Origin of the sequence: Lysobacter arseniciresistens ZS79 (genome assembly GCF_000768335.1) — a bacterium.
GTDB lineage: Bacteria > Pseudomonadota > Gammaproteobacteria > Xanthomonadales > Xanthomonadaceae > Novilysobacter > Novilysobacter arseniciresistens.
Genome location: NZ_AVPT01000001.1, coordinates 175,670 through 197,275, shown reverse-complemented (window position 1 = coordinate 197,275; position 21,606 = coordinate 175,670). Strand labels below are relative to the sequence as shown.

The 21,606-nt window shown below is 71.5% G+C and carries 19 protein-coding genes; 8 read left to right on the top strand and 11 right to left on the bottom strand.

Features of this window, described 5'->3' with window-relative positions; all coding sequences use genetic code 11:
- Nucleotides 1-68: 68 nt before the first annotated feature.
- Nucleotides 69-2,498, top strand: coding sequence for a heavy metal translocating P-type ATPase (locus N799_RS00865; protein ID WP_036206403.1), 2,430 nt, complete (start codon nt 69-71; stop codon nt 2,496-2,498).
- A complete protein-coding gene (gene cueR / locus N799_RS00860) occupies nt 2,495-2,953 on the top strand; it encodes a Cu(I)-responsive transcriptional regulator (RefSeq protein ID WP_052100875.1) in 459 nt (152 codons plus the stop codon). Before N799_RS00865 ends, cueR begins: the two co-directional genes overlap by 4 nt.
- A gap of 189 nt (nt 2,954-3,142) precedes the next feature.
- Here cueR and N799_RS00855 read toward each other — a convergent pair whose 3' ends face one another.
- On the bottom strand, nt 3,143-4,378 hold the full coding sequence (locus tag N799_RS00855) for a TIGR03862 family flavoprotein (RefSeq protein ID WP_036206400.1): 1,236 nt from the start codon (nt 4,376-4,378) through the stop codon (nt 3,143-3,145).
- A gap of 279 nt (nt 4,379-4,657) precedes the next feature.
- On the opposite strand from N799_RS00855, the gene N799_RS00850 reads away from it, so the two are divergent.
- Nucleotides 4,658-6,382, top strand: a complete 1,725-nt coding sequence (locus N799_RS00850; protein WP_203224997.1) for a serine hydrolase — start codon at nt 4,658-4,660, stop codon at nt 6,380-6,382.
- Nucleotides 6,379-6,531, top strand: a complete 153-nt coding sequence (locus N799_RS15590) for a hypothetical protein (protein WP_160279940.1) — start codon at nt 6,379-6,381, stop codon at nt 6,529-6,531. The genes N799_RS00850 and N799_RS15590 overlap by 4 nt, the downstream gene beginning before the upstream one ends.
- Before the next feature lie 40 nt (nt 6,532-6,571).
- Here N799_RS15590 and N799_RS00845 read toward each other — a convergent pair whose 3' ends face one another.
- A complete protein-coding gene (locus N799_RS00845; protein WP_036206397.1) occupies nt 6,572-7,009 on the bottom strand; it encodes an FKBP-type peptidyl-prolyl cis-trans isomerase in 438 nt (145 codons plus the stop codon).
- A gap of 158 nt (nt 7,010-7,167) precedes the next feature.
- Here N799_RS00845 and N799_RS00840 point away from each other — a divergent pair, with 158 nt between their 5' ends.
- Nucleotides 7,168-7,560, top strand: coding sequence for a host attachment family protein (locus tag N799_RS00840; protein WP_036206394.1), 393 nt, complete (start codon nt 7,168-7,170; stop codon nt 7,558-7,560).
- 6 nt (nt 7,561-7,566) lie between these two features.
- On the opposite strand, the gene N799_RS00835 is transcribed toward N799_RS00840, so the two are convergent.
- The 8 genes from N799_RS00835 to lipA form a co-directional block, all read right to left on the bottom strand.
- Nucleotides 7,567-8,760 carry a BaiN/RdsA family NAD(P)/FAD-dependent oxidoreductase gene (locus N799_RS00835; RefSeq protein WP_036206392.1) on the bottom strand — a complete coding sequence of 398 codons (1,194 nt, stop codon included), beginning with the start codon at nt 8,758-8,760 and terminating at the stop codon, nt 7,567-7,569.
- 16 nt (nt 8,761-8,776) lie between these two features.
- On the bottom strand, nt 8,777-9,325 hold the full coding sequence (locus tag N799_RS00830) for a YaeQ family protein (protein WP_036206389.1): 549 nt from the start codon (nt 9,323-9,325) through the stop codon (nt 8,777-8,779).
- A gap of 87 nt (nt 9,326-9,412) precedes the next feature.
- A complete protein-coding gene (locus N799_RS00825; protein WP_036206386.1) occupies nt 9,413-10,198 on the bottom strand; it encodes a TerC family protein in 786 nt (261 codons plus the stop codon).
- A 203-nt stretch (nt 10,199-10,401) separates the two neighbouring features.
- Nucleotides 10,402-10,701: a DUF3325 domain-containing protein gene (locus tag N799_RS00820; protein ID WP_052100873.1), complete on the bottom strand. Its 300-nt coding sequence runs from the start codon at nt 10,699-10,701 to the stop codon at nt 10,402-10,404.
- Nucleotides 10,698-12,230, bottom strand: a complete 1,533-nt coding sequence (locus tag N799_RS00815) for a PepSY-associated TM helix domain-containing protein (protein WP_052100869.1) — start codon at nt 12,228-12,230, stop codon at nt 10,698-10,700. Before N799_RS00815 ends, N799_RS00820 begins: the two co-directional genes overlap by 4 nt.
- Nucleotides 12,227-12,547, bottom strand: coding sequence for a hypothetical protein (locus N799_RS00810; RefSeq protein WP_203224996.1), 321 nt, complete (start codon nt 12,545-12,547; stop codon nt 12,227-12,229). Before N799_RS00810 ends, N799_RS00815 begins: the two co-directional genes overlap by 4 nt.
- Nucleotides 12,548-12,549: 2 nt before the next feature.
- Nucleotides 12,550-14,721 (bottom strand): TonB-dependent siderophore receptor, encoded by a 2,172-nt coding sequence (locus tag N799_RS00805; RefSeq protein WP_081974610.1) that lies wholly within the window; start codon nt 14,719-14,721, stop codon nt 12,550-12,552.
- Nucleotides 14,722-14,904: 183 nt separating this feature from the next.
- Complete coding sequence (gene lipA, locus N799_RS00800; RefSeq protein WP_036206383.1) at nt 14,905-15,891, bottom strand: lipoyl synthase; 987 nt, start codon at nt 15,889-15,891, stop codon at nt 14,905-14,907.
- Nucleotides 15,892-15,979: 88 nt separating this feature from the next.
- Here lipA and N799_RS00795 point away from each other — a divergent pair, with 88 nt between their 5' ends.
- A complete protein-coding gene (locus N799_RS00795) occupies nt 15,980-16,903 on the top strand; it encodes a pseudouridine synthase (protein WP_052100866.1) in 924 nt (307 codons plus the stop codon).
- 8 nt (nt 16,904-16,911) lie between these two features.
- Here the strand turns inward: N799_RS00795 and N799_RS00790 are convergent, their stop codons facing one another.
- Complete coding sequence (locus N799_RS00790; RefSeq protein WP_052100863.1) at nt 16,912-18,912, bottom strand: DEAD/DEAH box helicase; 2,001 nt, start codon at nt 18,910-18,912, stop codon at nt 16,912-16,914.
- A 309-nt stretch (nt 18,913-19,221) separates the two neighbouring features.
- Between N799_RS00790 and N799_RS00785 the strand changes: the two genes are divergently transcribed.
- Complete coding sequence (locus tag N799_RS00785; protein WP_036206380.1) at nt 19,222-20,823, top strand: protein adenylyltransferase SelO; 1,602 nt, start codon at nt 19,222-19,224, stop codon at nt 20,821-20,823.
- A gap of 96 nt (nt 20,824-20,919) precedes the next feature.
- Nucleotides 20,920-21,606, top strand: coding sequence for a DUF5666 domain-containing protein (locus tag N799_RS00780; RefSeq protein ID WP_036206377.1), 687 nt, complete (start codon nt 20,920-20,922; stop codon nt 21,604-21,606).

Genomic DNA, 21,606 nt, shown 5'->3' with positions numbered 1-21,606 from the left:
GCGGGCGACTTGACCTTCCCATGATGGGAAGCCGGAGCATGATGGCCTGGCCCGCTCCGGAGACTCGCATGAACGCCGTCGCCACCCCCACGCAAGCCCCCGACGGGGTCCGCCTCGAGGTCGAGGGCATGAGCTGCGCGTCCTGCGTCGGCCGCGTCGAGAAGGCGCTGGCCGCGGTGCCGGGCGTCGAGTCGGCCAGCGTCAACCTGGCCACCGGCCGCGCCGACGTCCACACCGCCGGCGACGTACCGCTGGCGCGGCTGGCCGAGGCGGTGCGCAGCGCCGGTTACGAGGTCGCGACCGCGACCGTGGATCTTGCGATCGAGGGCATGACCTGCGCGTCCTGCGTCGGCCGCGTCGAGAAGGCGCTGGCCGCGGTGCCCGGCGTGCTGGAGGCGGGCGTCAACCTCGCCACCGAGCGCGCGCAGGTTCGGGCGGTCCGGCGAGACGGGATCGAGGGCGAACTGATCGCCGCCGTCGCCAGGGCCGGCTACACCGCGCGCCTGCCGCAGGCGGAGACTGCCGCGGAGGCGGCCGCCGCGCCGGCCGCCGACCCGCGCCGCTCGCGCGAGCTGCGCCACCTGGTCATCGCGATCGTGCTGTCGGCGCCGCTGGTGCTGCCGATGCTGCTCATGCCGTTCGGCGTGCACTGGATGCTGCCCGGCTGGGTGCAGCTGGCGCTGGCGACGCCGGTGCAGTTCTGGCTGGGCGCGCGCTTCTACCGCGGCGGCTGGGCGGCGCTGAAGGCCCGCACCGGCAACATGGACCTGCTGGTCGCGCTCGGCACCAGCGCCGGCTACGGCCTGAGCGTGTACCACCTGCTGGCCGGCAGCGGGCACCTGTATTTCGAGGCGTCGGCGGTGGTGATCACGCTGGTGCTGCTGGGCAAGTGGCTGGAAGCGCGGGCCAAGCGCCAGACCACCGAGGCGATCCGTGCGCTGCAGGCGCTGCGCCCGGCAACCGCGCGGGTGCTGCGCGACGGCGTTGAGCGCGAACTGCCGCTGGCCGAGGTGGTGGTTGGCGACGAGGTGGTGGTGAGGCCCGGCGAGCGGATCCCGGTCGATGCGGAGGTGGTCGACGGCCGTAGCCACGCCGACGAATCGCTGATCACCGGCGAGTCGCTGCCGGTGGCGAAGGAGCCTGGCGACCGCGTCACCGGCGGTGCGCTCAATGGCGAAGGCCGGCTGGTGCTGCGCACCGTCGCGGTCGGCGCCGAGACCGCGCTGGCGCGGATCATCCGGCTGGTCGAGGACGCCCAGGCGAAGAAGGCGCCGATCCAGCGGCTGGTCGACCGGGTCAGCGCGGTGTTCGTGCCGGTGGTCGTCGGCATCGCAGTGTTGACGCTGCTGGGCTGGGGGCTCATCGGCGGTGACTGGAGCGCGGCGATCCTGCACGCGGTTGCGGTCCTGGTGATCGCCTGCCCGTGCGCGCTCGGGCTTGCCACGCCGACCGCGATCATGGCCGGCACCGGCGTCGCCGCGCGGGCCGGCATCCTGATCAAGGACGCCGAGGTGCTGGAGACCGCGCGCAGCGTCGACGTGGTGGCGTTCGACAAGACCGGCACCCTGACCGAGGGACGGCCGAAGCTTGCCCGGCACGTCGCGCTCGACGGCGATGACGCGGCGCTGCTGCGGCTGGCCGCGGCGCTGCAGGCGAGCAGCGAGCACCCGCTCGCGGTCGCCGTGCGCGAGGCCGCCACGGGGCTTTCGCTGCCGGCGGCGCAGGACACCCGTGCGGTGACCGGCCGTGGCGTGGCCGGCACGGTGGAGGGCCGCCGGCTGATGCTCGGCAGCAGCCGCTGGATGGACGAGGAGGGCGCGCTGGCCGCCGCCGGCGCGTTGCAGGACGAGGCATCGACGCTTGCCGCCAGCGGCCACAGCGTGTCGTGGCTGGCCGAGCAAGGCGACGACGGTGTCCGCCTGCTTGGCCTGCTGGCCTTCCACGACGCCCCGCGCGCCGAGGCCCGCGCCGCGGTCGCGACCCTGCACGCACTCGGCATCCGCACCGCGATGATCTCCGGCGACAACCGCGGAGCCGCGCAGGCGGTGGCCGACGCGCTCGGTATCGACGACGTGCGCGCCGAAGTGCTGCCCGGCGACAAGGTCGAGGCGGTGCAGGGGCTGAAGTCGCACGGCCGGGTGGCGATGGTCGGCGACGGCATCAACGATGCGCCGGCGCTGTCGGCGGCCGATGTCGGCATCGCGATGGGCAGCGGCAGCGACGTAGCGATGCACGCGGCCGGCGTCACCCTGATGCGCCCCGACCCGCGGCTGGTGGCCGACGCCATCGCGATCTCGCGACGCACCAGTGGCAAGATCCGGCAGAACCTGTTCTGGGCGTTCGTCTACAACGTGGTCGGCCTGCCGCTGGCGGCCGCCGGCCTGCTCGACCCGGTGGTGGCCGGCGCGGCGATGGCGCTGTCGAGCGTCAGCGTGGTGACCAACACCCTGCTGCTGCGGCGCTGGACGCCGCAGGCGACGAAGGAGGTGGCGTCATGACCCGCACCCAGCGACCCGAGCTGGCCGAGGCACTGGCCGACGGCCTGCACAACATCGGCGATGCCGCGCGGCTGAGCGGCGTGTCGGCCAAGATGATCCGCCACTACGAGGCGATCGGCCTGATCCCTCCGGCCGGCCGCACCTTCGCCGGATACCGCATCTACTCCGACGCCGACCTGCACCGGCTGCGCTTCATCAAGCGCAGCCGCTCGCTCGGCTTCCCGGTCAAGCAGATCGGGATCCTGTTGGGCCTGTGGGACGACCGCGAGCGTGCCAGCTCGGAGGTGAAGCGCCTGGCCGAATCGCACGCGGAGGAACTGGGGCGGAAGATCGCCGAGATGCAGGCGATGCAGCGCACCCTGCAGCAACTGGCGCGCCGCTGCCACGGCGACGACCGGCCGGACTGCCCGATCCTCGATGACCTGGCGGGGCCGGATTCCGTAGGAGCGACGTAAGTCGCGACCCACTGACCCGGCGACTCACTGGCGTTCAACGCGAATCCCGCCGCGCTGGAACCGCCGAAACGGGAGCTTCGCGTTGAACGCGACCGGGTCGATTTGTCAGTGGGTCGCGACTTGCGTCGCTACTACAGACGCCCGGAGCGGCGCGGGGGAGGGATGAGGCCACCGCTATCGCCGCCACCGCTATCGCCGCAGCCACTCCACTGCGCCTCGTCCGGCGCGCAGCCCGCTGGCAAAGCACGCGGTCAGCAGGTAACCCCCCGTTGGCGCCTCCCAGTCGAGCATCTCGCCGGCGGCGAACACGCCCGGCATCGTTTGCAGCATCAGTTGCCGGTCCAGCGCCTCCAGCCGCACGCCACCGGCGCTGCTGATCGCCTCGGCCACCGGGCGCGCGCGCTTCAGTACCAGCGGCAACCGCTTGATCGTCGCGGCCACGTGTTGCGCATCGCCCAGCCCGTCGCGCCCCAGCACCTCGTACAGCAGCGCCGCCTTCACGCCGGCAAGGCCGGCGTGACGACGCAGGTGCTCGCTGGTGCTGCGTCCGCCGCGTGGTGCCGCGAGGTCGCGCTGCAACCGGGACAGGTCGCGGCCCGGGGCGAGGTCGAGCCACAGCGTCGCCACGCCGTCGCGGGCGATCGCTTCGCGCAGCGGCGCCGACAACGCGTACACCAGGCTGCCTTCGATGCCGGTCGCAGTCACCACGCACTCGCCCTGCAACGCGTGCTCGCGGCCGTCCTCGTGCCAGTGGGCGACGACCGGCTTCAGCGGTGCGCCGGCATGACGTGTGGCGAAGTGCTCGCTCCAGCCGATGTCGAAGCCGCAGTTGGCCGGCACCAGCGGCGCCACGTCGACCCCGCGCGCCGCGAGCCACGGTTGCCACTCGCCGTCGGAACCCAGTTGCGGCCAGCTGGCGCCGCCGAGCGCGAGCACGGTGGCCGCGGCATGGACGGACCGTTCGCCGTCGGGCGCAACGAATTTCAGCGCGCCGTCCGCCTCCCAGCCCAGCCAGCGGTGGCCGACATGGAAGCGCACGCCCTGGTCGCGCAATCGCCGCACCCAGCCGCGCAGCAGCGGCGCGGCCTTGCGGTCGTCGGGAAACACCCGGCCGGAACTGCCGACGTAGGTGCCGACGCCGAGTCCGCGCGCCCACTCGCGCAGCGCTTCGCCGTCGAAGTCGTCGAGCCAGTCGGCGACCTCGGCGCGACGCTCGCGGTAGCGCGCATCGAACGCCGGCCGCGGCTCGCCGTGGGTGAGGTTCAGCCCGCCCTTGCCGGCGATCAGGAACTTGCGCCCGACCGAGCCCTTGGCCTCGAACAGGTCGACCTCGATCCCGGCCGCCCGCGCGACCTCGGCCGCCATCAGGCCGGCGGGGCCGCCGCCGATGATCGCGAGGCCGGGGAGGGTGGTGGGGTCGGGCATGGGCGTGCGTGTGTTGTGCGACCGCAAAGCATCGCACGCCCGGCCGAACGGGGCGTTGTGTAGGAGCGACGTGAGTCGCGACCCGCTGACAGACCGGTCCTGGCGCGGTGAACGCGCGAAGGACGTTCGCGCGACCGCGGCGGCTGGTGGGCCCGAGTCAACGTGTGCTCCGGTGGTCAGTGTGTCGCGACTCACGTCGCTCCTACGGGCGGCATCCGGCGCGGGCGGCGGGATGCCAGCCTGCGGTAATGTCGGCGCTTCGCTCCAGGGGAATCCTCCATGTCCAACATCACCCTCGTGCGCGCGACCGTGCTGGCGCTCGGCCTGTCGCTGGCCACTGCCGCCGTCGCCCAGGCGGCGGCACCAGTCTCGACCGCCGCCACAGCTGCGCAGACAACGCCGCCAGCTTCGACCGCGGCCGACCCATCGCCCGCGCCAGCTCCTGAGCCGCCGACCACCGCACCCGCCACCACCCCGCTGCATGGGTTCGACGCCTACGTCGAGAACGCCCGCGAGCAGTTCGACGTCCCCGCGATCGCGGTCGCCATCGTCAAGGACGGCGAGGTCGTGCTGGAGCGCGGCTACGGCGTCAAGGACCTCGAATCGCGCGAACCGGTCGACGCCCGCACCATGTTCGCGATCGCCTCCAACACCAAGGCCTTCACCGCGACCGCGCTGCAGATACTGGCGCGCGACGGCAAGCTGGCGATGGACGACCGAGTGATCGACCACCTGCCGTGGTTCCGCATGGCCGACCCGTACATCACGCGCGAGATGCGCATCCGTGACCTGCTCGCACACCGCAGCGGCCTCGCGCTGGGTGCCGGCGACCTGCTGTACTGGCCGGGCACCGACTACACCACCGAGGAGGTGGCGCGCCGGCTCGCACACGTGCCGGTCGACGGCGGCTTCCGCGAGCAGTACGCCTACGACAACATCCTGTTCGGCGTCGCCCAGCTGGTGATCGAGGCGGCGAGCGGACAGACCTTCGAGGCGTTCCTGCGCCAGCGCATCCTGCAGCCGCTGGGCATGGACGAGACCCGCTTCAACAGCGACCACCTGCGCGCCGGCGACAACGTCGCCACCGGCTACTCGAAGGCGGATTTCACCGACCTCGTCGCCGCGCCGCGGATGTCGTGGGGCAACGTGTCGGGCGCCGGCGGGCTGTACTCCAGCGTGCACGACCTCGCCGAGTGGGTGCGCGTGCAGCTGGACCAGGGCGTGATCGAGGGCGAGGGCGAGGATGCCCGGCGCCTGTTCGGCGAGGACGAGCAGCGCGACATGTGGAACGTGCTGACCCCGATCCCGCTCGGCAAACCTTCGAAGGTGCCCGAACTCGCCGCCGCCGCGCCCAACTTCCGCGGCTACGCGCAGGGCTGGAACGTCTCCGACTACCGCGGCGAACGGCTGGTCTGGCACACCGGCGGCTGGCCGGGCTTCTTCTCGCGCGTGACCCTGGTACCGGAGCAGGAGCTGGGCATCATCGTGCTGACCAGCGCCGAGGTCGACGGCGCCTTCAATTCGGTGACCATGCGCGCGCTCGACGCGATGCTGGATGCGCCGGCCACCGACTGGACCGCGGCCTACCTCGCCTCGCGCGGCAACCAGCAGGACGAGGCCGACGAGGACTGGCGCAGGCACGTCGCCGCGCGCGATGCCGGCTCAAAGCCGTCGCTGCCGCTGGACGGCTACGCCGCCACCTACCGCGACCCGTGGTACGGCGACGTGGTGGTGGAGCGCGGCGACGACGGCCTGCGCATCCGCTTCACCCGCAGCCCGGCGCTGGTCGGCCGCCTGGCGCACTGGCAGCACGACACCTTCGTGGTGCGCTGGGACCAGCGCTGGCTCAACGCCGACGCGTTCCTGACCTTCGACCTCGACCCCGACGGCGAGGTGCGCGCGGCCCGGATGGAGGCGATCTCGCCGCTGACCGACTTCAGCTTCGACTTCCATCACCTGCGGCTGGTGCCGGTCGACGCCGATGACGCCGGGGAGGGCGCATGAGCTGGGTCGGCATCGCCCTGATCGTGGTCGGTCTGTGGCTGGCGCTGAAGGTCGCCGGCTTCGCGCTCAGGCTGGCGATGTGGGCGCTGGTGCTGTTCGGCGTGTACTGGCTGCTGGCACCGATGCTGGGGCTGCCGCGGCCGTTGTGACACGCGCCCCGATCCTGTTGCAGGCCGCGTGGGAGGGGGCTCAACCACCCTCGCGCACCGCGACCAGCTCGACCTCGAACACCAGCGACGCGCCGGGCGGGATCACGCCGCCGGCGCCCTTGCGGCCGTAGCCGTACTCCGGCGGGATCATCAGCACCCGGGTGCCACCGACGCGCATGCCGGCCACGCCGTCGTCCCAGCCGCGGATCACCCGCCCCGCGCCGAGCAGGAACGTGAACGGCTCGCCGCGCCCGCGCGAACTGTCGAACTCCGTGCCGCGCTGCTGCGGCGCGTCCTCGTCGTACAGCCAGCCGGTGTAGTGGACGTCGACTTCGTCGCCCGGCGAGGCGAGCGCACCGTCGCCCTCGACGATGTCGATCCGCTGCAGCTCGTCGACGCGGCCGCCCGGCGGCGGGCCCGGCTCCGCGCAGGCGGCCAGCAGCAGCGGGGCGAGCAGGGCGGTCAGTAGCTTGCGCATGGCGGGGTCCGGCGGGAAGGAGGCGGAAGCGTAGCCGATACGCCCCGCGCGTCGGCGCGTTGACGGCGGACACACGCGTGCGTAACCGCGATCGACCTACCGTGCGGGCATCGCCCCTGAACATCCGCCCCGAATCCTCCACCCCACAAGGAGCCGCCATGCAGATCCCCAACGAAGCCTTGGTCATCGTCGCCGACGGCGAAGGCGCCCGCGTGTTCCGCAACCGCGGCGACGAGCGGCGGGTCTCGCTGCACCAGTACGACCTGCTCGAGCTGATGAACATGAACGACGACGGCCCCGCCGGTTCGATGCCCGACGGCTCGGACGGCTACCGCATCGACAAGGCGACCTTCGCCAAGCAGCTCGCGTTGCGCCTCAACGACGCCGCGCTCAAGCAGGAGTACCGCGACCTGGTGCTGGTGGCGGACGAGCGGACGCTCGGCGAGATGCGCCCGCTGCTGCACAAGGAAGTCCAGGGCCGCCTGCGCGGCGAGGTCGCCAAGACCCTGACCAACACGCCGCTGGCCGAGATCGAGCGGATCCTGTCCTGACCGGCGTCAGGCGTCGCACACCGCCATGCCAGCCGCGTGCCCCGACGCCCACGCCCACTGGAAGTTGTAGCCGCCCAGCCAGCCGGTGACGTCCAGCACCTCGCCGACGAAATGCAGGCCCGGCACCCGCCGCGACTGCATGGTGGCCGACGACACACCGTCGGTGTCCACGCCGCCCAGCGTCACCTCGGCGGTGCGGTAGCCCTCGGTACCGCTGGCGACCAGCGCGAAGTCCTGCAGTACCGCCGCGATCTCCCGCAGCTGCGGTGCGTTGTACTGCTTCATCGGCCGGTTCGGCAGCCACGCCTCGCACAACCGCTGGGCAAAGCGCTTGGGCAGCACTTCGGCGAGCACGGTCTTGAGTTCCGCCGCCGGTCGTTCGGCCTGCCAACGCTGCAGCGTCCCGAGTGCATCGGTGCCGGGCAGCAGGTCCAGCCGCAGGTCGTCGCCGGGTTGCCAGTAGGACGATATCTGCAGGATTGCCGGGCCGCTGACACCGCGGTGGGTGACCAGCATCCGGTTGCTGAAGGATTGCCCGTTGCACGACGCGGTGACCGGCAGCGCGACCCCGCTGAGGTCGGCCAGCCGCTCCTGGTGCCGGCCGCTGAGGGTAAGCGGCACAAGCCCGGCGCGGGTTGGCAGCAGCGCGTGGCCGAACTGCCGCGCCAGCTCGTACCCGAACCCGGACGCCCCCATTGACGGGATCGAAAGGCCGCCGCAGGCCACCACCAGCGCGGGTGAGGCGAAGGTGCCGCGTGTGGTGTGCAGGCGGAAACCGCCGTCGTCGGCATGCACCACGCGCTCGACCCCGCAATGGGTCTCGATGCGCACGCCTGCCGCCTCGCATTCGTCCACCAGCATCTTCACGATCAGCTTGGACGAAACGTCGCAGAACAGCTGGCCGAGTTCCTTCTCGTGATACGCAACGCCGTGGCGCTCGACCATGTCGATGAAGTGCCACGGCGTGTAGCGCGCCAGCGCCGACTTGCAGAAGTGCGGGTTGGCGGACAGGTAATTGTCCGGCGTGGTGCCGGTGTTGGTGAAATTGCAGCGCCCACCGCCGGACATCAGGATCTTCTTGCCGACCTTGTTGGCGTGCTCGATCACCAGCACGCGCAGCCCGCGCTGGCCGGCGGTCAGCGCGCACATCAGTCCGGCGGCGCCGGCGCCGATGACGATGACGTCGGCGTGCGTGGTCACGGCGTGGCGGCCCGGCTCAGTCGGCCGCGGCCATCCGCACGGCCGGTCGCACCTCGATGCTGCCGCGCTCGCCCATCAGCTGCAGTTCGCCGTCCTGGATCAGGGCGTTCAGCCGCATGCCACGCTCGCCGATGCCCGGCAGCGCGTCGACCACGTCGGCCGGCAGGTCGAGCACGGTGAGGTTCTTCAGCCGCGTCAGCGAGTTGGCGATCTTTTCCCACCACAGGTCCGACGCGCGGCCGCCGTAGTTGAGCACCACCACCTGGCGCGCACGCGCGCAGGTCTTCCGGATCCGGGTCTCGTCGGGGTGGCCGACGTCGATCCACAGCTCGATCTCGCCGGTGTAGTCGCGCTTCCACAGCGCGGCCTCGTCCTCGTCGCTGAGTCCGCGGCCGAACTCCAGCCGCTCGTCCGCGTAGAGGGCGAACGCCAGCAGCCGCACCATCAGCCGCGTGTCGGTCTCCGACGGGTGCTGGGCGAGGGTGAGGTTGTGGGTGGCGTAGTAGTGCCGGTCCATGTCGCTGACCTGGAGCTCGGCTTTGACGACGGTGGAGTTGAGGGCCATGCGCGGTGCCGGACGGGAAAGCCGGGCAGTCTAGCGCGTCGCCGGCATCCGGCCGCCCGGCGCGGTGGCCGGGCGGCGGAGCGGGGGTCAGGCGCGGTCGGACGACACGCCGGTGTCGCCGGCCTCGACGTACTTCTCATGCAGCTTCACCGGCGGGGTCTTGCGCGCCTCGCGCCGGCGGATCCACAGGTTGATCATCTCGACGAACACCGAGAACGCCATCGCCGCGTAGACATAGCCCTTCGGGATGTGCAGGTCGAAGCCATCGGCGATCAACACCAGTCCGATCATGATCAGGAAGCTCAGCGCCAGCACCTTCACCGTCGGGTGGCGCTCGACGAATTCGCTGATCGGCCGCGCGAAAGCGAGCATGAAGACGATCGAGGCGACGATCGCGGTGACCATCACCCAGCGCTCGTCGACCATGCCGACCGCGGTGATGATCGAGTCCAGCGAGAACACGATGTCGAGCACCATGATCTGCGCGATCACGCCCATGAAGCTCGCCGCCGCCGTGCCCTGCGGCACGTGCTCGGACGCGCCTTCCAGCTTCTGGTGGATCTCGTGGGTTGCCTTGCCGATCAGGAACAGGCCGCCGCCGATCAGGATCAGGTCGCGCCAGGAGAACGCGTTGCCGAAGACAGTGAACAGTGGCGCGGTCAGGCCGATGATCCAGGCGATCATGAACAGCAGCCCCAGCCGGGTGACCGCCGCGCCGAGGATGCCCAGCTTGCGGGCGCGGTCGCGTTGGTGCGCGGGCAGGCGCGAGGCCAGGATCGAGATGAAGATGATGTTGTCGATGCCCAGGACGAGTTCCAGGGCGGTCAGGGTGGCCAGGGCGACCCAGATCTCGGGGTTTGCAAGCGCTTCCATCGGTTTTTCCTTCGCGAATATGGACGACGCCGGCGGAATGCCGGCGCCTCGCGAAGGTCTTGCTCGTGCCTCCTGTGGAGACACCGCTGCACCGGGGTCTGGACCCGTATTGACGGCGACAGCGCGGGAGCTACTCCCCTTCGGCCGGCGAGCCTAGCACGGTCGTGGCGGATCGTCCGCAACGCGTGCCGTTCGGGACGACCTCAGCGGCGCACGGCGGAAGCGGTCCGCGCCCGGCGCTCGCCCAGCCACGTCATCAGCAGCACCCACGCGATCGCCGCGACCACCAGCGCGCTGGCCCAGAAAACCGGGCCCTGGCCCGAGCCGTACTCGCCGATGCAGGCCGGCAGGCCGAGCGCCAGCAGCACCCAGCCGGTACCGCGCAGGCGGCGCGAACGCGCGGGGCCGGGCTCGCTGCCGAACACCGCGACGTGGTGCCGGGGCAGGCCGAGGCTCAGCAGCGCCCAGCCCAGCAGGCTGGCGAGGATCACCGGCGCGATCATCGTCTGCCCTCCGTCTGCGGCTGCAGGCGGGCGACGGTGGCGGCGCGCCGGTCGCGCAGGGCCAGCCAGCCGAACCCGGCGGCGAACGCGAGCACGGTCAGGTCGACCGCCGCCAGCGCCAGTTCACCGCGGCCGAGGGTGGCGGGCAGGGCGCTGTACGGTGTGGCGGCGAGGTTGACCACCGGCACCGCCAGCAACGCGACCGCGGTGGCGCCGAACAGCTCGCGCCAACCCCGGCCGACGCGGCTGCGCCAGGCTCCCCACAACGCCGCGGCGGCCCAGCTCGCGCAGAACACGGTGACCTCGGCGCCGGCGCGGTCGGGCAGGTCGGCCGGCAGCAGGCGGTTGGCCAGCAGCATTGCCGCGGTGGCCAGCGGCATCCCGGCGACCACGCCGACGTTCAGCCCCAGCACCAGCCCGTAACCCGACAGCACGCCCGCCGCGGCGACGCGCTTCTCGCGCTTGCGCACCCAGACCTGCATGCCGCTGGCGATCATCACGCAGCCGGCGACGCCCATCAGGAAGTACAACCAGCGCAGCGCACTGCCGCCGAACTGCACCATGTGCATGCCGCCGAGGTAGGCGTAGCTGGCGTAGCCGGCGCCCGGCTCGCGGCCGAGGTGCAGGAACTCGCCGGTCGCGCCGTCGTAGCTGACCTGGCGCATGTCCCAGGCGACCCGCCGGCTGTGGTCGGTGCCGAAGGCGATCACCGCGCTGGAGTCGGCCGGATGGTGGATCGCCGCCCAGTCCACCGGCACCCCGAGCCGCCGTTCCGCGTCGGCCACCAGTGCGTCGGTGGAGTGCAGGCGCTGCAGCGGCTCGCCGGTTTCGGGCCGCTCGTAGAAGTCGCCCGCATCCTCGAAGAAACGCTCGACATCGCCGCCGTAGGCCGCGTTGATGCCGCCGAACATGTAGCTGGCGGTGAAGATCGCCACGCCGGTGTAGGCGATCATCAGGTGGAATGGCAGGCCCAGCACGCCGGTGATGTTGTGGCCGTCCAGCCATGCCCGCTGGCCGCGCGCGCCCGGCCGGAAGGTGAAGAAGTCCTTGAAGATCCGCTTGTGGATCAGCACGCCGGCGACCAGCGCCACCAGCATCAGCATCCCCGCCAGGCCGACGAGGTACATGCCCGGGAAGCCCGCGTGCAGGTTGTAGTGCAGGGTGAAGAAGAAGTCGCCGCCGGCGGTGCCCGGGATCGGTTCGCCGCTGGCGGGGTCGAGCGTGGTCCGGCCCCCGGTGCCGTCGTCGAGCGTCCAGTACGACTCGATCGCCCGGTCGCGCTCGTTGCCGCGATGGGCCCACCAGACGTGCGCGTCCGGTGCCTGCTCGCGGGAGATCGCGAAGGCGTCGTCGAACCGAGTTTGCGTCGGCACGGTGCTGCCGTGCAGTGCAGGGCGCATCCAGTCGTCCAGCTCGGCGTCGAAGCAGGCGATGGTGCCGCCGACGAAGATCACGAACAGCAGCCAGCCGACCAGCAGGCCGGCCCAGGTATGGAGCCAGGCCATCGACTTGAGGAAGGTCTCTTTCATGGGCGTGCGGCCGTGCCGGGGAACAGCAGGGTGATGCCCAGCAGGACGCCGCCGGCGAGCAGCGGCAGCCACCATGCGCGCCAGGCAGACGGCGCGGCGAACGCGTGTATCGCGGCGACGGTCCAGACCACGAACGACAACAGGCTGGCGAAGATGACGCGGTCGGCCTTGGCCAGCGGCAACGCGAGGGTGAGGAACGCGGTGGCGGCATGGGCGAGGAAGTAGCCGGCGAACAGCGCCGCGGCAACCCGCGCCGCCACCGCCATGCGTACGCGCCAACGGGCGCCGCGAAGTGTCTGGATCGTCGTCGTCGCCATGCTCAGAACCGGTAGTTGATCGACAGCGACACGTTGCGTGGCGCGCCGTGGAACGCCTGCTCCCAGTACAGGCTCGGGATGTACTTCTCGTCGGTGACGTTGTCGATGTTGAGGGTGGCGTTCCACTGTGGGCTGAAGTCGTAGCCGGCCATCAGGCCCAGCAGCGCGTAGGCATCCTGCTCGATCCGGTACGGGTTGCCGGCCGGGTCGAGGATGGCGATGTCGCGGTGGATGCCGTCCTGCCAGCGTAGCGACGCGCCGAGCTTGAGCCCGTCGACCCGTGGCACGCGCACGCTGGTGGACAGCCTCAGGGTCTGGCGCGGCACGTAGGTACGGGCCTCGTTGCCGGCCGCGTCCTCCAGATCGAACCGGGTGTAGCCGCCGCCGATCCACCAGTTGGGGCGGATCCGCCCGGACACGTCCAGCTCGAAGCCGGCTGATTCCGCGTCGGTGCCCGCGTAGTAGCTGCGGCCGGTGTCGGGGTTGAAACCGGCGTACTCGGCCAGGTTGTCCTGGCGCGCGCGGAACAGGGCGAGCGAAACGTCCATCGCACCGTCCAGCCACTCGCCCTTTAGGCCGATCTCGGCGTTGCTGCCGGTGACGGGGCCGACCGGCCGGTCGTCGATACCGGTTTCGCCCTGCTGGCTGAAGATCTCGCCGTAGCTGCCGTACAGCGAGTAGTGGGCGCCCAGGTCCAGCACGGCGCCGGCAAACGGCAGGGTGCGCCGCTCCTCGGTGTCGACCGGCTCGCCGTAACTCGCGCCGACGGTCTCGACCCGGCTGCGGTTGACACCGGTGATCAGCTTGAAGCGGTCGTGCAGGTTCCAGCGCACGGTCGCGTAGACGCTCTCGCGGGCGTAGTCGAAGTCGGAGCCGTCGGCGTACGCGTCGAACGCCGGCTTCGGATAGCGGCCGTCGAAGTCTTCCAGCCGCCCGATCGGGGTGCCGATGTCGTCGCCGTACCACGACAGCTCGTGGTTCTCGCCGCGCGCCCAGCTGCCGCCAAGCACCACGTCATGCCGGCGCCCGCCGAGCGCCATCGTGCCGGTCGCGTAGACGTCGGCGAAGCGAGCCTTGAAGCGGCCGCCGTACTGCGACGGGTAGGCCATCAGACCCTCGCCGGTGACCGGGTCGGGCACGCCGAAGGTGTAGAACAGCTCGCTGTCCTCGCGCTTGTCCTCATGGTTGAACGCGGCGCGCAGGTTCCAGTCGCCGCCGAGGGCCTGTTGCAGTTCGACGAAGGCGCGGGTGTGGTCGGTGTCCCAGTACGACCACTCGGCGGCGGTGCTGGTGGACGTGTCGTAAGCGGTCGGGCTGCCGTCGCTGTAGTACATCGGTAGCGCGCCCCACATCGGGCTGTTGGGACGGTTCTCCTGCCGCGATGCGCCGGCGGTGAGCAGCGTGGTCGGCGACAGGTCGGCCTCGATCACCGCGTGCAGCAGTTGCTTGTCGCGGCTGTAGCGGTCGAGGTGGCTCTCGTCCTGCTGCCACGCCGCGACCGCGCGGCCGCGCACGCTGCCGGCGGCGTTGAGCGGTGCGGACAGGTCGAGGTCGATCCGGCGCAGGTTCCAGCTGCCGACGGTCAGGCCGGCGTCGCCCTGGAACGTCGCCGTCGGCCGCTTGCGGATGAAGTTGACCGTCGCCGACGGATTTCCGGTGGACGACAGCAGGCCATTGGCGCCGCGCAACACCTCGACGCGCTGGTACACCGCGGTGTCGATATCGCCGTTCTGGATGCCGTACGGCAGCGGGATGCCCAGTCCGTCGACCTGGAAGTTGGTGATGTCGAAGCCGCGCGCGGTGTAGTAGGTACGGTCGGTCTCGACCTGCTCGACGGTGACGCCGGTGGTGGTGGCGAGCACCTCGTTGACGCTGTCGAGGCCGAAGTCGTCCATCTGCTCGCGGGTGACGCGGCTGACCGACTGCGGGGTCTCGCGCGGGGTCAGGTCGAGCCGGGTTGCGCTGGCCGAGGTCTGCTCCCGGCGTTTGCCGGTGACGTGGACGGTATCGAGGTCGGTGGCGTTCAGGGCAGCCGTCGCGGCTTCGTCGGCAAGTGCTGGCGGCACAAGCGCGGCGGCGAGGGCCAGGGCCAGCGCGGTGCGCGGCAGGACGGCGGAAACGGCGGAAACGGCGGAGCGCCGGCGCGGGCCGGCGGGAGTGGTGCGGAAGGGCATCTGCGGTGATCTCGTCTGCATCCGCGACGGGAACCGTCGGGACGTCTCGGGGGATCGCGGCAGCTGGCGGCGGCGTGCGCTGCGAAACGGGCTGGAGCCGGCATGGCCGGCAGTCCCGTATCGTAAATGCGAATTGTTAGCATTTGCAACGGTGGCGTGCCCGCGATGGGGCACGTGCGGGTTCTATCCCGGCAGGCCGGCGTTGTTGCCTTCCAGCACACGCTCGGCGCGGTAGCTCGAGCGCACCAGCGCCCCCGCCACGACCTCGACGAAGCCCTTCGACAGCGCCAGCTCGCGGTAGCGGCGGAACCCGTCGGGGTGGACCCAGCGCTCCACCGGCAGGTGATGCTCGCTCGGGCGCATGTACTGGCCCAGGGTGACGATGTCGACGTTGGCGGCGCGGATGTCGTCGAGCGCCTGCTCGATCTCGTCGTCGGTCTCGCCCAGGCCGAGCATCAGGCTGGTCTTGGTGCGGGTCTGCGGTGCGTGGCGCTTGGCGAAGGCGAGCACGTCGAGGGTCTGGTGGTAGCCGGCGCGCGGGTCGCGCACGCGGCGGGTCAGGCGCTCGACGGTCTCGATGTTCTGCGCGAAGGTGACCAGGCCGGCGTCGAGCACGGTGGCGACATGCTCGTGGACGCCGGCGAAGTCCGGTGTCAACGCCTCCACCGCGGCCTCGGGCACGCGGTGGTGGATCGCGCGGATGCATTGGGCGTAGTGACCGGCGCCGCCGTCGGGCAGGTCGTCGCGGTCGACCGAGGTCAGCACCACGTAGCGCAGGCCCATCAGTTCCACCGCGCGGGCGACGTTGAGCGGCTCGGCCGGGTCGAGCCAGCCGTTGGGGTTGCCCGTGCTGACCGAGCAGAAGCGGCAGGCGCGGGTGCAGACCTCGCCCATCAGCATCAGCGTGGCGGTGCCGCGGCCCCAGCACTCGGCGATGTTGGGGCAGCGCGACTCGGCGCAGACGGTGTGCAGCCTGTGCTCGGAGACGATGTCCCGGACCTGCTGGTAGCGCTCGCCAGCCGGCAGCCGGACGCGCAACCACGATGGCTTGGCGCCGGTGTCGCCGCGGCCACTTTCGGCGTTGGGGCGGATGCCGCCCTTGACCGCGCGGATGCCCTCGGGGGTGGTGTACTTGCCGCCGCTGGCAGGGCGATCGGATGCGTCGGCCATCGACGGGCTCCTTGCGGGTGGGACGCCCACTGTCGGCCCGCGCCGCCGCGCCCGCCATGACATGGATCAGGGCTGCTAGCGTGTGCGGATGACCTCGAACCCGCCGCCGGACGCCGTCCCCGCCAGTCGCCTGCAGCTGCCGCCGGGGCCGTGGACGACCCTGCTGGAGGGCCTGTGCGCGCGGTTCCCGCGGGTGTCGCGGGAGCGCTGGCTGGACCGGTTCGCGCGCGCCCGGGTGACCGACGCGCGCGGCGTGGCGCTGGCGCCCGACGCGGCCTACCGGACCGGGCTGGAGGTGCGCTATTTCCGCGAGGTGGCGCACGAGCCGCGGATCCCGTTCGAGGAGGCCGTGCTGCACGTCGACCGGGACCTGGTGGTGGCCGACAAGCCGCACTTCCTGCCGGTGATGCCGGCCGGCGCCTTCGTGACCGAAACGCTGCTCGGGCGGCTGGTGCGGCGGCTGGGGAACCCCGACCTGGTGCCGCTGCACCGGATCGACCGTGGCACCGCCGGGCTGGTGATGTTCTCGGCCAACCCCGGCACGCGCGCCGCCTACCAGGCGCTGTTCCGCGAACGGCGGATCGACAAGGCCTACGAGGCGCTGGCCCCGCCGTTGCCGGGGCGGTCATTCCCGCTAGTGCGCCGCAGCCGGCTCGAGCGCGGCGAGCCGTTCTTCCGGATGGGCGAGGTGGCGGGAGAGCCGAACAGCGAGAGCCGGATCGACGTGCTGGAGCGCGGCGACGCGTGCTGGCGTTACGCGCTGCAGCCGGTGAGCGGGCGCAAGCACCAGTTGCGCGTGCACATGGCGGCGCTCGGCGCGGCGATCGTCGGCGACCCGTTCTATCCGCGGCTGCGGGAGCAGGGCGAGGATGACCCGGCGCGGCCACTGCAGCTGCTCGCCCGCTCGCTGTCGTTCGACGATCCCCTGTCGGGGAAGGCGCGGCACTTCAAGAGCGGGCTATCGCTGGAGTGGCGTGGCGACGCCGGTGTCGTCGACGCCGGGCTGTTGTAGGAGCGACCTCAGCGCGGCGAGCGCGGCTTGAACGGCTTGCGCGGCCCCGCGCCGTGCGGACCACCGCGGCGCGGGCCGCCGGGACCGCCCGCGCGGTGACCTCCGGGCCGTCCGCCCGGGCGTCCGCGACCACCCTCCGCATCGCCCGGCCCGGCGCGCTGGATCTTCAGCGGCTGGCCGGCGACGTAGACGCGCTTGAGGTGCTCCATCAGCTCGCGCGGCATGCCTTCGGGCAGGTCGACCAGGCTGTATTCGTCGCGGATGTCGATGCGGCCGATGTAGCGGCTTTCCAGGTCGGCCTCGTTGGCGATCGCGCCGACGATGTTGCCGGGCTGCACGCCGTGGCGGTGGCCGACCTCGATGCGGAAGGTTTCCATGCCGACATCGGCCTCGCGTGGGCCGCGGGCGGGGCGCTCGCGTTGCTCGTGGTGCGGTGCGGGCGCGTCGTCGAACAGCATCTCGCCTGCGTTGCCGGTGGCGGCTGGCGGCGCGGTGCCGCGGTCATCGCGGCGCGGCGGACGTGCGGCGGCGGAACGCGTGGCGCGGTGGTCGTCGCGCGGTTCGCGGTCGAACGGCCGCCCGCGCGGCTCGAACCCCTTGCCGTGCCCGGGACGCTCGAACGGCTTGCGCTCGGGACGGGCCGGTGCGGTCAACAGCAACGGGTTGTCGCCCTGGACCAGCTTTGCCAGCGCGGCCGCGATCTCCACCGCCGGCACGTTCTGCTCGCGCTCGTAACGTTCGACCAGCTCGCGGTACAGCGCCAGCTCGTCGCTCTCCAGCGCCTCGTCGATGCGGCCGAGGAACTTCGAGACGCGCTGCTCGTTGACGGTCTCGATGCTCGGCAGCTCCATCGGCTCGATCGGCTGGCGGGTGGCGCGCTCGATCGCGCGCAGCATGCCGCGCTCGCGCGGGGTCACGAACAGGATCGCCTCGCCCTTGCGTCCGGCGCGGCCGGTGCGGCCGATGCGGTGGACGTAGCTCTCGGTGTCGTAGGGGATGTCGTAATTGAGGACGTGGCTGATGCGCTCGACGTCGAGGCCGCGGGCGGCGACGTCGGTCGCCACCAGCACGTCGATCCTGCCGTCCTTGAGGTTCTGGATGGTCTTCTCGCGCTGCGCCTGCTGCACGTCGCCGTTGATCGCGGCCGCCGCGATGCCACGCGCGGCGAGTTTGTCGGCCAGCTCCTCGGTGCCGAGCTTGGTGCGGGCGAACACGATCATCGCGTCGAACGGCTCGGCCTCGAGGATGCGGGTCAGCGCATCGAGCTTGTGCACCCCGCTGACCGACCAGTAGCGCTGGCGGATGTTGGCCGCGGTGCTGGTCTTCGCCTTGATCGAGACCTCGACCGGATCCTTCAGGTAGGTCTGGGCGATGCGTTTGATCTGGTGCGGCATGGTCGCCGAGAACAGCGCGACCTGGCGGGTCTCCGGCGTCTTCTTCAGCACCGCCTCGACATCGTCGATGAAGCCCATGCGCAGCATTTCGTCGGCTTCGTCGAGCACCAGGCAGCGCAGCTGCGACAAGTCCAGCGAACCGCGCTCCAGATGGTCGATCACGCGGCCGGGCGTACCCACGACGACCTGCACGCCGCGCTTGAGCGCCTGCAGCTGCGGGTAGTAGCTCTGGCCGCCGTAGATCGGCAGCACCTGGAAGCCGGGCAGGTGGTGGGCGTACTTCTGGAACGCCTCGGCGACCTGGATCGCCAGTTCGCGGGTCGGCGCGAGCACCAGCACCTGCGGGGTCTTCTGCGCGGGGTCGATGTTCGCGAGTGCCGGCAGCGCGAACGCGGCGGTCTTGCCGGTACCGGTCTGCGCCTGGCCGAGCACGTCGCGGCCGGCCAGCAGCGGCGGGATGGTGGCGGCCTGGATCGGCGAGGGCGACTCGTAGCCGACGTCGGCGAGCGCGCGCAGCAGCGGCTCGGGCAGGGCGAGGTCGGTGAACCTGATGGAGTCGGCGGCCGGGTCGTCGGCGGGCGGGGTGTTGGGGGTCGCGGGCGTTTCGGCGCTCATCGCTACTCTCGTTGGCGCCGGCGAGGCCGGTCGGGGGGCGGCAATTGTATCCGTCCGCCTGTCATGGGCGTCGCAAATGCTCGATCCGCCGTGAACCTGCTGCTGCCACGGCTGCCTGCCGTTGTAGGAGCGACGTAAGTCGCGAGCGGGGAGATGTTCCGACCATTTGCGGCAGGCAGGCTCGGGACGTAGCGCCGGTCTCCGGGTTGTTCGCCTTCCGATCGCGTTGCGCGGTCGCGACTGACGTCGCTCCTGCAACGGGTCGGCCAGCGAACGGGGCCATTACGGCTGTAGCGCTACGATCTGACGATGCTGCGATTCGACTTCGACAACGCATTGATCCGCGAGCTCCCCGGCGATCCGCGCATCGGGCCGGGCGTGCGCGAGGTCGCGCAGGCGTGGTCCGCGGTCGAGCCGACGGCGGTCGCGGCGCCGCGGCTGCTCGCCCATTCCGCGGAGATGGCTGGCGCGCTCGGCCTCACTGCCGAGGACGTCGCCTCCGACCGCTTCGCCCGCGTCTTCGCCGGCAACGATCTGCTGCCGGGCATGCAGCCGTACGCGGCCAACTACGGCGGCCACCAGTTCGGCCACTGGGCCGGGCAGCTCGGCGACGGCCGGGCGATCACGCTCGGCGAGACCGTCAACGCCGCCGGGCAACGCTGGGAGCTGCAGCTCAAGGGCGCCGGCCCGACGCCGTACTCGCGCAGCGCCGACGGCCGCGCGGTGCTGCGCTCGTCGGTGCGCGAGTTCCTGTGCAGCGAGGCGATGCACCACCTCGGCGTGCCGACCACCCGCGCGCTCAGCCTGGTCGGCACTGGCGAGGCGGTCGTGCGCGACATGTTCTACGACGGCCGCCCGGCGCCCGAGCCCGGCGCGATCGTCTGCCGCGTGGCGCCGTCGTTCCTGCGCTTCGGCAACTTCGAACTGCCGGCGGCGCGCGGCGACTTCGAGTTGCTGCGGCGGCTGGCCGACTTCTGCATCGCCCGCGACCATCCGCAGCTTCGCGGCGAGGGCGAGGGCGAGGCGCTGTACGGGGCGTGGTTCGCCGAGGTCTGCGAGCGCACCGCGGTGATGATCGGCCACTGGATGCGGGTCGGTTTCGTCCACGGGGTGATGAACACCGACAACATGTCGATCCTCGGCCTGACCATCGATTACGGGCCGTACGGCTGGATCGACAACTACGCCCCCGACTGGACCCCCAACACCACCGACCGCCAGCACCGCCGTTACCGCTTCGGCCAGCAGCCGGCGGTGGCGTACTGGAACCTCGGCCGGCTGGCCGCCGCGCTGTCGCCGCTGTTCGACGGCGTGGAGCGATTGCAGGACGGGCTGCAGCGCTACATCGACACGTACACCGCCGCCGATCGCGAGAACACCGCCCGCAAGCTCGGCCTGGCCGAATGCCGCGACGACGATGTCGAGCTGATGCAGGCGTTGCAGGACCTGATGCGGGTGGCCGAGGTCGACATGACATTGATGTTCCGCGCACTGCTCGCCTTCGAGCCCGGTGGTGTTTCCGGTGCCGAGGACGCTTTGGGCCCGCAGTCGAATACGTTCACCGACGCCTTCGACTCGGCGTTCTACGACGCCGGGAAGCGCGATGCCTCTGCGGCCGCGTTCGACGAATGGTTGGCGCGCTACGCCCGGCGCCTTCGCGACAACCCGCTGGCTCCGGCCGGGCGCCGCGAGCGCATGCGGCTGGCCAACCCGCGCTACGTGCTGCGCAACTACCTCGCCCAGCAGGCGATCGACCGCGCCACCGCAGGCGAGCCGGAGGCGGTGATGGAACTGCTCGACGTGATGCGCCGTCCGTATGATGACCAGCCGGGCCGGGAGCGGTTTGCCGCCCGGCGTCCCGACTGGGCCCGGACCCGGGCAGGCTGCTCGATGCTGTCGTGCAGCTCCTGAAGCAACCAGCGGTTCGCTGAACGACCTCCCGCCCCGATAACCCCCGGTTCACCTCCCGCCAACGATGCTCGGAGCCCTGCGATCAGGAGCCGAGCCATGACCATCCCGACCGATTCCCCGCGGCGCTGGCGCAACCCCGTCCGCTGGCTGCTGCTCGCCGCGGCGGCGCTGCTGCTGGCCGGCTGCGTGACCGGCTACGGAACGCCCGGTGGCTACGGGCAGGGTGGCTACGGCCAAGGCTACGGCTACGGCAGCGAGCGCGTCCTCGGCACCGTGCAGGACGTCGACCCGCGCTACGGCCGGATCGTGCTCACGGCCGACAGCGGCTACGGCGGCCGCGTCTCGCAGGTCGCGATCCGTTACGACCGCAACACCCGGCTGGTCTACCAGGGCCAGCTGCACGACCCCGCGGGGCTGGAGCGAGGCGACCGCATCAGCGTCGAGGCCGTGCGCTCGGGCGGCGAACTGTGGGCGCGCAACATCGAGGTCGTCCACAACGTCCGCGACAGCTACGGCGGCAACTACTACGGCGGCGACCTGCGCGGCTCGGTGCGCTGGGTCGACCCGCGCGCCCAGGTGATCGGCATTACCCGTGGCGGCTACAGCGGTCGCGAGGAACGGGTCCGCTACGACAGCCGCACCCGGGTGGAGCACCGCGGCCGGCTGCTGCGCCCCGACGCGCTGGAGCCGGGCGACGTGATCCGCATCCAGGCCCGGCCCTATGGCAACGACTGGATCGCCGAGCGCATCTGGGTCGAGATCGACGTGCGATCGCGCTACTGA